The sequence below is a fragment of the Chitinophaga sp. 30R24 genome (genome assembly GCF_049056765.1).
In the GTDB taxonomy this organism is placed as follows: domain Bacteria; phylum Bacteroidota; class Bacteroidia; order Chitinophagales; family Chitinophagaceae; genus Chitinophaga.
In genome coordinates, this window is the sequence record NZ_JBJGXX010000002.1 from 37,560 (window position 1) to 50,383 (window position 12,824).

The window sequence follows — 12,824 nt, forward strand, 5'->3', positions numbered from 1 at the left end:
AAGCATATGCAGATCCATAAACGCCCTCCTGCTTCTATCCTCTTTATTTTCGGAGGCAGCGGCGATTTAAACTACCGCAAACTCACGCCTGCACTTTACAATCTGTTTTTGGATGAGTGGATGCCTGAGCATTTCGCCATTGCAGGTATGGGCCGTAGTCCGTACAACGACGAAGATTATCATAAACACCTCCTGGAAGGGATCAGTAAATTTTCCCGCCGCAAAGGAGAACAGAACGGTCACTGGAAAGATTTCAGCAGCCATGTTTCTTATCTGCAGATGGACGCCGAAGATCCTTCTTCTTACAGCAAAATTACGGATTATGTGAAGCAGAAGGAAGAAGAATGGGGCGTACATCCTACCGTTATCTTTTACCTCGCCGTAGCGCCGCAACTGGTGCCGGATATAGCTACCCGCCTCGGAGAACTTGATCTCTGCAGCGATAAACATTGTACCCGCATTGTAATCGAAAAACCATTTGGCCACGATTTGCAAAGCGCGCATGAGCTCAATGAACTATTGTCGAAGCGATTTACAGAAGAACAGATTTATCGCATAGATCATTACCTCGGTAAAGAAACCATCCAGAATATCCTGGCATTCCGCTTTGCAAATGCCTTGTTTGAACCGGTATGGAACCGTAATTATATCGATAATATCCAGATCACTGCTGCAGAAAGCGTAGGACTGGAAGGCAGGGGTGGTTATTATGAGCGGGCTGGGGCTTTGCGTGATATGGTGCAGAACCATATCCTGCAGATCATGTGTATCCTCGCTATGGAAGCGCCGGTATCTTTCGATGCCAACGAAGTACGTAACAAAAAAGTAGATGTGCTTAATGCTATCCGCCGCATTACACCGGATAAGGTACATGAATACGCTGTACGCGGACAGTATTCTGCTGGCTGGATGAAAGGCAACCAGGTGCTGGGCTACCGTGAAGAGAAAGGAGTAGCGCCTAAGTCTAATATCGAAACTTACGCCGCGGTGAAGTTCTTTATTGATAACTGGCGTTGGCAGGGTGTGCCTATTTATGTGCGTACCGGTAAATACCTTCACCAGAAGGCCACCAATATTATCATCACCTTTAAAGAAGCGCCGCCTTATTCGTTCCCAATGGAAGCTGCCCAAACATGGCGCCCCAACAGGCTCACCATCAGCATCCAACCGGAAATGGATATACGTATCCGCTTCCAGGCAAAACGCCCAGGACAAACCATGACACTGGACCCTGTAGATATGACCTTTAACTACGATGCCGCCAATGGCGAGCATGCGCCGGAAGCATATGAAACCCTGCTGCTGGACGTAATGGAAGGAGATGCTACCCTGTTTATGCGTGGCGACCAGGTGGATGCTGCCTGGAAAGTGATTATGCCTATCCTGGAAACTTGGGAAAATCGCGCTCCGCAGGACTTCCCGAACTATGCACCAGATTCCTGGGGCCCGGATGATGCAGACGCATTGGTAGCCCGCGATGGCCATACCTGGATCAATTTACCTTCTAAATAATTCCTCTCAGAGAGGCCGAAGCAAAGGAGTAAAGGAAGTATAATGTAAGATATGTTCCTTTACTCCTTTGTTTTCTTAGCCCTATTGTAATGAAATAAAAATACCCTTATGGAACTGCATATCGCTAAAGACCCTGCACAGCTGAGTGAAAACGTAGCCGCCTGGATCAGCAATTATATCCAGGAAGTGTTACAGTCTCAGGAACAGTTTACTTTCGTATTATCTGGTGGCAATACGCCCCGGCAACTATATAGCCTGTTGGCTAAAGCACCTTACAACATGATGATCCCCTGGGAGAAAATACATTTTTTCTGGGGAGATGAAAGAGATGTGCCCTTTGAAGATGACCGTAATAATGCCCGTATGGCTTTCGAAGAATTATTAGATAAAGTAGCCGTGAATCCAGACAATATCCACGTAATGCGTACCGATATAGGTCCGGAAGCATCAGCAACTGAATATGAAGCGCTGCTCCAATCTTATTTTAGCAAGAGCGATACTACCTTCGACCTGGTTTTATTGGGTATGGGAGATGATGGACATACGTTGTCGTTGTTTCCTGGTACCCCCGTAGTGCACGAACAGAAAGCCTGGGTGAAAGCTTTTTTCCTGCAGGCGCAAGACATGTACCGCATTACTTTAACAGCGCCGGTAGTAAATAAGTCTGCCTGCGTACTGTTCCTGACCACCGGCGAAAACAAAGCGATTACGCTCAAAAATGTAATTGAAGGCACTTTCGATGCCGAAAAATTCCCTTCACAGCTTATCAGACCTGTAGATGGTGAACTGCACTGGTTTGTAGATGAAGCGGCTGCCGGAGCAATGGAGATATAATGGCTCAAATAAATAACAGGGAGCTGACCTATGATTAGCAGTAATGCCATGCTGATCACGGGTTTGCTCCCTGACGATTGCTGGCCATTGGTGGGTAGTAACCGGATGCTGTTGGTTCACATTTAAATTTTGTAGCTTGTAGTTTGTACCAACAATGATGAGATCATGTTTGATAAGCCCATATTTGATGCACACCTGCATATTATAGATCACCAATTTCCCTTACAACCCAACTATGGGTACCTACCAGCTAATTTTTCAGTAGCAGACTACCGGCAAAAAATTGCCTCATTGCCTATACAAGGAGGTGCAGTAGTATCCGGGTCTTTCCAGGGATTTGACCAGGCCTGGTTACTCGCAGCGTTGAAGCAATTGGGCCCCGGCTATGTAGGCGTAACACAGCTCCCTGCCAGTACTCCCGACGACACTATTATAGCCCTGCACGAAGCTGGTGTGCGCGCGATAAGATTTAATGTACAGCACGGTGGTGCTGAAAGCATCCGGTTCTTAGAACAACTGGGACTAAGGGTATACGACCTGGTAAAGTGGCATGTAGAATTATATGTGGATTCCCGGCAATTACCGGGCTTGTTTACTACGCTGCATAAATTGCCGGCTGTGGTGGTAGACCACCTGGGGCTTTCCAAAGCAGGATTCAAGTACCTGTTACCATTAGTGGAAAAAGGCGCCAGGGTGAAGGCCACAGGCTTTAGCCGTTGTGATTTTGATGTGCTCACGGCTATGAAGCAGATCAGTGCTATTAATCCCGGCGCTTTACTATTTGGAACAGATCTGCCTTCTACCCGCGCACCCCGTACTTTTGTACCAACCGATCTGCAACTGATCCTGGATCATTTCCCCGATAATATCGCTGCTGCTATTTGCCGGGAAAATGCCTTGGCACTCTATCAACCAACGGTCCAGTAGCATACCTGCTCCTGCAGTGCTGTTACGCTTTAAATATCCTCCAATAAAATCAAATGAATCATATGGCTTTTTAATTTTTTTTATTAACCCATTCTTCCTCCTCATCTTTTACTATCTTGCCAGTTACTATTTTTCTAATCCGCCCACCACATGAAAAGATATAATTATCCTGGTAAGTTGATGGCCTTCTGTACGCTGCTGTTAGCGACTGCCTTCGGGCTAAAAGCCCAGCATCCTGTACCCTATGACGTTGCCCGCTTAAAAACAAGCTGGGAAGTAATAGAGAACCACTATCAGGGGAAAGACAACTTCCTGTCGGCCTTCACCTTTATCAATACAGGCAACAAGCCTTTCCCGGCCAGAGGATGGCAACTGTATTTCAACTTTGTAAGAATGGTTACGCCGGGAGAGCTGCCGGAGCATATTCGTGTAGAACATATTAACGGCGATTTGTATCGTTTTACGCCAACGCAGGGATTCACTGGGATTGCGTCCGGCGACTCATTAAAACTAAATGTTATTGGCAACGCGTGGGCGGTGAACTTCACAGATGCTCCCTCCGGGTTATACATAGTATGGGAAGAACAACCGGGGAAAGGGATAGCCATTACAGATTATAGCATCCGGCCTTCCACTGCTGCTAAGCAATTAATGCGTTATCCTGGTGATAAAATTGCGGTGGTGACGCCTGCCGATATTTTTAAACAAAACGCCAGTATCCGGGACATTCCTGTATCGGCGTTGCCATTGGTGTTTCCTACCCCGGTATCTTACACGGCTACTGGTGGAAACCTGGTATTGCAAGGATTACCTGTGATTACTAACTCACCGCAGCTGGCCGCCAGTGCTGCGATGCTGAGGGAAGAGCTGCAACCCCTGCTGGGGAAAACTGCTACGGGAAAAACACCGGTAAAGCTGGTATACGATAGTAGTATTACCATGACAACGCCGGAAGGGTATGATTTGCAGGTAACGCAGCAAGGGATTACTATTACCGCAGGTACAGAAGCTGGCGCTTTTTATGCCATACAGTCCCTTAAAACCTTGATAGCCCCTGCGGCCTGGGCTGGATCTTCATCTACCATGAGCATCCCTTGCGTAAGTGTAACCGATCATCCCCGTTTCAGTTACCGGGCTTTTATGATTGATGTGGCCCGTAATTTTCATAATAAGCGGGATCTGTTCCGTATACTGGATCTGATGGCCCTCTATAAACTGAATGTACTGCACTTTCATTTTAGTGATGATGAAGGTTGGAGGGTGGAAATACCTTCCCTGCCGGAATTAACATCTGTAGGGGGAAAGCGTGGACATAGCGCTGATGGCAGAAGCATGCTTCCGCCTTCCTATGGCTCCGGCCCGGATACGGCCAATATGGCGGGTTCCGGTTATTTTACCCGTAAAGACTTTATAGACATCTTACGGTATGCAACGGAGCGGCATATACGCGTGCTGCCGGAAATTGAAAGCCCCGGCCATGCCCGGGCGGCAGTTAAATCTATGGAGTCGCGCTACTACCGCCTGAAAGCGGCCGGTAAAGCGCAAGAAGCAACTGAGTTTCTGCTCACTGATCTGGAAGACAAATCTGACTATCATTCCGTACAGTACTGGAACGATAACGTAATGAATGTGGCCCTGCCTTCAGTATACCGCTTCCTGGATAAAGTAGTGGAAGAGTTACAAGGGATGTATAAGGAAGCCGGCGCTCCGCTCACGGCAGTGCATATGGGAGGAGATGAAGTGCCTAATGGCGCCTTTGAAAAATCCCCGGCCTGCATAGCTTTGATGCAGCAAAACAAATCGATAAAGGGGGTGGAAGACCTCTGGTATTACTATTACCGTAAGGTAAATGAATTGCTGAAAGCCCGTGGCCTGTCGGTGGCAGGTTGGGAAGAAACAGGCATGCGTAAAACAACGCTGAATGGCCGCAGCACCAGTATTCCCAATCCCGATTTTGTGAATGATAGTTTCCAATTGAATGTATGGAATAATGTAATCGGAGGTGGGCAGGAAGACTTATCCTACCGCCTGGCAAATGCAGGTTATAAGGTGGTATTGTCTGGTGTAAGCAACTTCTATTTTGATATGGCCTACATGAAATCATTCGATGAACCGGGCTTCTATTGGGGCGGTTTTGTTGATGTGGACAAACCGTTTTATTTTATTCCCTTCGACTATTATAAAAATTCAAAAGTAGATGGCCGTGGCAACCAGGTGACGCCGGAATTGTTTGTAGGTAAAGACCGTTTAACCGGTTTCGGCGCCTCTAATATTCCAGGTATCCAAGGGTTGCTGTGGAGTGAAACGGTAACCAGTTCTGATCGTATGGAGTATATGATGCTGCCCAAATTACTCGGACTGGCGGAACGTGCATGGGCGCAAGATCCGTATTGGGCTACAGCGCAAGATCCGGCAAAGGCAGACACGCTGTATGCAGAGGCGTGGAGTGTGTTCAGCAATGTGCTGGGTAAACGGGAAATGCCCCGTCTAGATTACTATGATGGTGGTTTTAACTGGCGTATTCCTACCCCGGGTGTTCAGGTGGATGACGGCGTGTTCCGCGCCAATGTACAGCTGCCAGGTTTGGTGATCCGGTATACTACTAACGGTGAAGAGCCTACGCAAAAAAGCCCTGTATATACTACTCCTATACAGGCAGGCGGGAAAACAGTGAAACTGAAGGTGTTCAGCCCGGCAGGTCGTAGCAGCCGTACTACTACGGTAAAGGTACCGTAGCTGACCGCCCGGTTAATAAAGGTTAATATTATTGGTAAATATTGGCAAAGGCGCAAAGTGGCTTGATGAAGGCAACTTTGCGCCTTTGTAGGTTTTAAGCCACGCCTGTATGGGTATGGCGTATGTTTTTATCTACCTGGGAAACTACCCGGTAGATGGGCGATTGCCGGAAATGTATTAACAGTTAAGAAAGGATTAACACTTGGGCATTTTAATACTGCTATACTTGCATCACAAAACCTGGAGTATTAATCGATCGTACCCTGTATAAGATATACTTTAAGTTTTCATTTACTATCGTTGTGAATATTATCTCCCTGTGGTTTTTACCATGGGGATTTTACCATTTAAAAAAATTGATTATGAACCCTCAGAAGTTGTTGCAGTACATAATAGGCTGCATTTTACTGTTATGGAGCGATATCACCGCTGCACAAAGCACTACTGTAATAACAGGTAGGATAGCTGACCGTTCTGTAAAACAGGTATCGCTAATATACTGGCAGGATGCGGGTATATCTCCTGCTGTTACGCAGGATAATCTTATACAGCCGGATTCTTTTTATTTCCGTTTGCCTTTATCACCGGGAGAGGAGGTCTTTTTTTATGTAGATGCCGGCCAGGGATATAATTTTTATGGATTGATAGGTAGTGGGGACAGTATACAGATCGGCATGCGGGGGGATAGTCTCACGTTTGGCGGGAGAGGGGCGGTATCATGCCGTAGTATATACGCTGCCAGGCAGGCAATGGAGCGGATAGCCCCGCCAGAGCGCCTCGATGCCGGGTTATTGGCAGATTATTACCGGCAACAGTTACAAGCTGGCAACCAGGTATTAGCCGCATACCAAGATAGCATGGGTGTAGTGGCCCAGGTGTTAGTAAAGGCGCATGTATTGGGGGAAATAGGTGGGAGGTTGCTTGGTACGCTTTGGAAATTGCCTCCGGCGCCAGACAGCACATTAGAAGATAGACAGGTGGATTTTTACCGGAGAAAGATTTTACCTTTCCTGCCAACGATTATTCCTTCAGATACTACTGCCATGGCCGTACGGTATTTAAGTTACCTGTTGCAAAAAGCAGAGGCGGAATATTTTGTGCAGCATCGTTTTGAGTGTAGTAACCGGGCCATTTACGAATGGCTCAAAACCCGTTATAATGGGAAGTTACGGGATAAATTACTGGCGCATGCATTGATACAGGGCTTTGCCGCTGGCAATCAGCAGGAGGAGCAAGAATGGTGTGCCCGCGACTTCTTATCTTCTGTGCAAAACGTTGCCTGTAAACAAGCCATTACCGTTTTATATGGCAAGGCAAAGAAGGGGATTGGTCGCGGAAGTATAGCGCCAGCCTGTAGTTTCCGGGATCAACAAGGAAAATTGGTTAACCTGCAGCAGTTTAACGGAAAAGTAGTGTTACTGCATTTTTATAACGGAAGGAATCCTATATTATCAGCGTTGTCTGAAATACAACTCTGCTTTAACGACCAGGTATCGTTTGTGAATATCTGCTGCGAAGGTAATGCCAGTAACGGTTTGCCGGGATGGCTGCTGCACCTGGACGAACCACAGCAAGAGGTGTTGTCGCAATATAGTATTACCCGGTTCCCTTCCCTGATCATCATCAGTAGAAATGGAAAAGTATTTGCCACCAGACCGCCGGATCCTGCAGTAGATCATGGTACTGCATTAGCCAATATCCTCTATGAAGCATTATTGCAGTGAGTTTTTTCGCAGTATTTTCAATAAAAGGTGCGGTAAAACGTTTAGTATATATACGCAATTCGTCCGCATCAGCGCCATTGTCCCGCAGCCAGAATTTCAAAAACCCATTTAAACCAGGTTGTTAATATTTACATTAAAATATATATATGATAATACTGGTTTAATAAAGACACAAATCGTATATTCAGTAAATAACCGTTAAGACCCCTCTATGCCACATGCCAAAGCGTTATTTTGACAGACTACAGACCATTGATTACCTTATCAGGATCAAAGGGACCGGTAAGCCAGCTCAGTTAGCCAAGCGGCTTCGTATTTCCGAAAGAACACTCTATGAATTCCTCAAAATGATGAAGGAGTTAGGTGCTCCCATTGAGTACGACCGGTACAAAGAAAGTTACTACTACTCAGAAAAAGGCGGCTTTAATGTCAGGTTTTCTAAGAACCTGCTAGCCGTGAGTACGATGTTACTTTTATTCTTCCTCGTATTGTAACATGGCCTGCGCGCACTGACCAGTTAACCGGCCTTCCCGTTAGCTCTCTATTGCGCCTTCGTTGCCCCTTTGGGCCTTAGATCTGCATGCGCAGCTGTAATTACAGTTGTTACAGGATCTTTTATGTAATCCTCCTTAATTGGTGGACAGGGAAAGTATTGCCAACTTGTGGCAAATGCTTTTACTGTCCACCTTCTTTTTCTGTAATACTTAACATTGGATTAACTGTTCCTTCCCTAAATAAATCCAACTTTAGCTAAGAAATAAATTGTCAGCTTTTCGACAAAGTATGATGATGATCAACTTTTTTCATAACGCGGTTTAGATTAGATTTTAGATAATACGCAGGTTTCTATTCAGTCACCTGCTCCTACTTAAATCATCTGTATCCGCGGTCAACTGACTGGAGTAAGTTTTCATATAGGTAAAAGACCTAAATCTGCTCTATGGTACTAAACTGTGTTATTTTGGGTAATGACCCTGAAGGATTCGATGCGTTAGAGAATTACTTGTCTGCTATACCATTTGTTTATCTGGTTTGCCGCTGCAATACTATGGACAAAGCGCGTTATTGGCTGGAAACTCAGACTATTGATGTGCTACTTATAGGGCGCTATGAAGATCTGGCAGTACCAGCACCGGAATATGATAATGTATTGCCGGTTATGATGATGGTATATCCGGATAGCTCCCCCGGAAGCTACGACTTCCTGCCAGCAGCCTTGTTGCAACAGCCGTTTACACAGGATCGGTTATACGAAGTATTTATTCACATTCATAATATAATAGATATGGAAGGTACTATCCGCCCTGCCAGGTATACGGTAAATTACTTTATGCTGAGAACGCAGCACCGGTATGAAAAGATCTTTTATGAAGACCTGCAATATGTAGAAGTAATGGATGACTACATCCTGCTGCACCTGAAAGAACAAAAACTGGTAACCACAGAAACGCTGGATTGGATCATGGCACAGTTACCAACTACTGCTTTTATGCGGGTGCACCGCTGGTATGTAATCGGTTTCCGGCATATTACCCATCTAGACCAAGACCACGTAGTAGTAGGTAATGCCAGAATTGGACTCACCAAAGACATGCGGAAAGAACTGTCTAAACGTTACCAACTGCCCATGTAAGTTATTTCGTTTATGCTTTAAGGTTGTAAGGAGTCAATTATTTTACCTGCTACCCCATTGGCATCTTCATCATATGCATGCCCTCCGGGTAGTATTAATTTCTGATAATGAACGTTTAGCACAGAAAAGTTAAAGTCTTTTTCTTCCGCACCAAACACCAACAGAAAAGGCTTGTCTGTAATTTTGTTCATTTCTGAAGGAACGCTCATTCCCCTGTTGCTGGATTTGCCCAACATATCGGATACATGTACTTCCATATCGGTATACAGAGAGGGCGACAATAGTACGAGCTGTTTCACTTCTTCAGTGAGTTCCGCTGGTAAACTGGTGTAGATAAATGGTAGTACGTCGGCCCCCAGTGAATAGCCGATTAACACAATTCCATTGTTGCTGCCCCATTGCGACTGATAATACCGGATCAGGGCAGTTACATCTTTGGCGGCTTGTTGGGGTGTTTTTTTACTCCAGAAATATTTCAACGCATTGAGCGCTACTACCGGATAGTTTTTTTGATGAAATGACTCAATCACATTGGCGGAGAATTTTTTCATGCCCCCGTCGCCAGTAATATAGAGTATTAAGGGCGCCGTACAACCTGCCGTTGGCGCTTTAGTTACTACCGGCAGGTTACTGATGCCATTTTGAGCTTTTAACTGCATCGCCGTAAATAATATCAGGCAAATAAACAGTCTTGTTGTTTTGGACAAAGTGTGTGTAAATAACATATCCTAATTTAAAGCGAGTCTATGAAACAAAAGCCATTCCACGATAGTTTGTCATCAGGGCTGCATTACTTTACTCAGCGCTGATGGCAGTTGAATCAGGTCGAAATCATGCTCATATACCAGGTATTTATTGGTCCACTGGGTAGCGTATTTTTCCTTGAATTCACGTAAACCTTGATAGTGGCGGAAAAAGCGCAGTTTTTCGTATGCATATTTCACCATCTGTTCCGCTGTATTTTGAGGATGCATGATCCCGGACATAGGCACCATTCCCAGGTTGAGATAATGCAATTCTTTTTGCTGCGCATCCTGTATCAAGGCAATGATTAATGCATCCATAACACCGCCGGGCGTATCGGAACGTTTGCGGATAAGGTCGTAGGTACATTCTCCCGGTGCATAATCCGGGATAATATTAAGGAAAGCTACTATTTGCCCATTGGCATCCGATACCGTAATGACATCCTGTTCACGGAGGGTAGCTTCATCGAATGATCCCTGTGAGAAAGTAAGCTCCTTGACTTCATACTGATGCAGCCATTCATCACTTACTTCCCGCAAAGCTTTCAGTATAGCCGGCGTTTGTGGCGCTGCATGAAAAGTGGTAACGTAACCTTTATTAGCCAGGCTGTTTAAGCCATTGCGTAATGATTTTTTATCTTTCCCACTCAGGGTAAAATGACGTATATCCATGATCGCTTCCTGGCCGATCAACATCTTTTTCTTTTTGAGATGGCTGAAATAGTAGGTGCTGTCTTCATCTACCCGGTAAAACGCGGGCCGCAGCCCCATTTTTCGGCATTGCTGGTCAAATTCTTCCAATAACGATACTTTGTTCTCTTCGCTGGATACCGGTTCTTCCAACACAATGGCGAAGCTGCCGGCTACGCGGTAAGCGATAAAGCCCTCATATTGTTCAGAGACATACAGTAGTTTATCCTGTCCTATTTTGAAATAATCCATGGGTGAATCGCCATACTGACTCAGGTAAAAGCGGGCTTTTTCGAGACTGGTATTGCTTTGCTGGGTGACGTGTAGGTAAGGACGTATGATGGTATAGAAAAGAAAGGCCCAGGTGCTTACACCCAGCACTTGCAGGGCAGACATAAATTCTTTCCCGAAGCGGGTAACTGGTTGTAGTCCGTCATCTTCCAGTAACATAAAGCAGTGGAAAGCGTGCCGGATGGATTGCTGCCAGCTAAAATCGATATTGAAATGCCGTGCATTCAGGAAATAAAATCCGATAGTACCAAAGATGAGCACTACAAATAGTGTGGCCAACGCCGTTACCACACCAATGTTCACCAGTTGGGGATTACTTTTTACCCGGTATTGCCGGGAAGTGATCAATAAAATAATACTGGTAATGAGGGCAAGGGATGCCTCTTCATAGTCCAGCGCCTTGCCTATATGCCCCAGTACCGACAGCAAGGACACCGCCAGTGCTACAATCCAGGCGCTGCGCAGGCCACGTATCAGAAAGGTAGCCGTTACCAGCAGTACTAATCCCAGGAATACTACCAGTAAATTGGTGGCATGGATGGAAGTACCAGGAATGTAAGCCCTTAATAAGTGCATGCGGTTGGCCAATGGAGGGGTTAGCACGGAAAATATATTCACCATTCCCAACAAAAAGATCAGGATAGGCGGTAACAACCGCAATACCAGCTCTTTGCCCTTTAAAGCGAAAGCAAACATGCCGGCAATGAGGGGTAACCAGAATTCAAATAAGCGGAATAATAGCGTGATCTCTAATGCTTGTAGGGTAGTAAACCCATAGTTGCTGAGCAGATAGGCCAGGGACAGCTCAATCGCGCCCAGCCCGCGTAGGAAGGGGGATATGATCAGGAAAATGGTGGCCACAATATACCCTACACAGGCGGCTTCCAAGGAAGGAGTTACGCCTACGGCCAGCATACTGATGTACAAATGCGCGATTCCTGCTATTTCAATCAGCGCGGAAGCGAGCACGGTATATATAAAATCGGGAACAGACAGGTGAAAGGTAAATATCTCGTCTACCTCATGTGCTGCACCGGGAAAGTATCTCAATAGTAATTGATACGCCTTGCCTTTCGTTTGCATGGAGTGTACCAGCCATACTACGGCTAGGAGCAGCACGCAAATGGCGGTTAGTCCCCATACAGCATCTTTCATGGTAGAGGCATGCAACATGGCATAGCCTACTACGGGGATGCCTACCAGAAAAACCGACAGGATGCCCACAAAACCATAAATGCCTGAAGCCTGGTGGATCTGCTGCTTATGCAAGTGGCTGCGGCGTAGGCTTTGAGGAAGATAAGCCAGCGAGCTAATGCCTCCTGCCGGCAGGAACACCGACAGCAGATTGCGTTTCAAAAAAAGTTCTATACTTTTCATGATATCCAGGCGGGCGCCTACCGAACGAAAGCTGAATACGTACATACTACCCTGTAACAGGATATAAATAATAGTCACTACTATGCCCATGATCACCCAGCCGCTGTCCGATTTTTCGATAGCAGGGATCAGGGAATACAGTTCATTACGTTGTGAACGGAAAAAATAAATGGCTAGCAAGATAAATAACACTGCCAATAGCTCTTTTAGGTGGAGCTTGCGCCAGAACGCTGCAGTAAATAATGTCTTTCCCAAAGGTTTCAGGTTTCGTTATCGCGGTTTTCGCATTAACCCGCAAAGTTAAATGAACTTTTATATCAGTCCCTTAGAGGGAGGCAGTTTAAGGGGATTTTA

9 protein-coding genes are annotated in these 12,824 nt (G+C 45.9%); 7 read left to right on the top strand and 2 right to left on the bottom strand.

What is annotated here, in order from left to right; all coding sequences use genetic code 11:
• Positions 1-6 precede the first annotated feature (6 nt).
• The 7 genes from zwf (at position 7) to ACDQ55_RS06625 (ending at position 9,366) form a co-directional block, all read left to right on the top strand.
• Positions 7-1,512, top strand: a complete 1,506-nt coding sequence (gene zwf, locus ACDQ55_RS06595; RefSeq protein WP_420980475.1) for a glucose-6-phosphate dehydrogenase — start codon at positions 7-9, stop codon at positions 1,510-1,512.
• 108 nt (positions 1,513-1,620) lie between these two features.
• Positions 1,621-2,346, top strand: a complete 726-nt coding sequence (pgl, locus tag ACDQ55_RS06600; RefSeq protein WP_420980476.1) for a 6-phosphogluconolactonase — start codon at positions 1,621-1,623, stop codon at positions 2,344-2,346.
• Positions 2,347-2,511: 165 nt separating this feature from the next.
• Entirely contained in the window at positions 2,512-3,273 is a 762-nt protein-coding gene (locus ACDQ55_RS06605; protein WP_420980477.1) for an amidohydrolase family protein, read from the top strand.
• A gap of 150 nt (positions 3,274-3,423) precedes the next feature.
• A complete protein-coding gene (locus ACDQ55_RS06610; RefSeq protein ID WP_420980478.1) occupies positions 3,424-6,009 on the top strand; it encodes a family 20 glycosylhydrolase in 2,586 nt (861 codons plus the stop codon).
• A gap of 362 nt (positions 6,010-6,371) precedes the next feature.
• A complete protein-coding gene (locus tag ACDQ55_RS06615) occupies positions 6,372-7,733 on the top strand; it encodes a TlpA family protein disulfide reductase (RefSeq protein WP_420980479.1) in 1,362 nt (453 codons plus the stop codon).
• 218 nt (positions 7,734-7,951) lie between these two features.
• The gene (locus tag ACDQ55_RS06620) at positions 7,952-8,227 is read left to right on the top strand and encodes a hypothetical protein (RefSeq protein WP_420980481.1); all 276 of its coding nucleotides are present in this window, start codon (positions 7,952-7,954) and stop codon (positions 8,225-8,227) included.
• 446 nt (positions 8,228-8,673) lie between these two features.
• On the top strand, positions 8,674-9,366 hold the full coding sequence (locus ACDQ55_RS06625) for a LytR/AlgR family response regulator transcription factor (protein ID WP_420980482.1): 693 nt from the start codon (positions 8,674-8,676) through the stop codon (positions 9,364-9,366).
• 17 nt (positions 9,367-9,383) lie between these two features.
• Here the strand turns inward: ACDQ55_RS06625 and ACDQ55_RS06630 are convergent, their stop codons facing one another.
• Both ACDQ55_RS06630 and ACDQ55_RS06635 read right to left on the bottom strand, forming a co-directional pair.
• A complete protein-coding gene (locus ACDQ55_RS06630) occupies positions 9,384-10,025 on the bottom strand; it encodes an AcvB/VirJ family lysyl-phosphatidylglycerol hydrolase (protein ID WP_420980483.1) in 642 nt (213 codons plus the stop codon).
• A gap of 120 nt (positions 10,026-10,145) precedes the next feature.
• Complete coding sequence (locus ACDQ55_RS06635; protein WP_420980484.1) at positions 10,146-12,725, bottom strand: phosphatidylglycerol lysyltransferase domain-containing protein; 2,580 nt, start codon at positions 12,723-12,725, stop codon at positions 10,146-10,148.
• Between the last annotated feature and the right edge of the window lie 99 nt (positions 12,726-12,824).

Bases quoted from the DNA above. Each gene is read 5' to 3' on its own strand.
- ACDQ55_RS06630 (WP_420980483.1), bottom strand. From the start codon at position 10,025: ATGCAGTTAAAAGCTCAAAATGGCATCAGTAACCTGCCGGTAGTAACT.
- ACDQ55_RS06615 (WP_420980479.1), top strand. From the start codon at position 6,372: ATGAACCCTCAGAAGTTGTTGCAGTACATAATAGGCTGCATTTTACTG.
- ACDQ55_RS06610 (WP_420980478.1), top strand. From the start codon at position 3,424: ATGAAAAGATATAATTATCCTGGTAAGTTGATGGCCTTCTGTACGCTG.
- pgl (WP_420980476.1), top strand. From the start codon at position 1,621: ATGGAACTGCATATCGCTAAAGACCCTGCACAGCTGAGTGAAAACGTA.
- ACDQ55_RS06605 (WP_420980477.1), top strand. From the start codon at position 2,512: ATGTTTGATAAGCCCATATTTGATGCACACCTGCATATTATAGATCAC.
- ACDQ55_RS06625 (WP_420980482.1), top strand. From the start codon at position 8,674: ATGGTACTAAACTGTGTTATTTTGGGTAATGACCCTGAAGGATTCGAT.
- ACDQ55_RS06620 (WP_420980481.1), top strand. From the start codon at position 7,952: ATGCCAAAGCGTTATTTTGACAGACTACAGACCATTGATTACCTTATC.
- zwf (WP_420980475.1), top strand. From the start codon at position 7: ATGCAGATCCATAAACGCCCTCCTGCTTCTATCCTCTTTATTTTCGGA.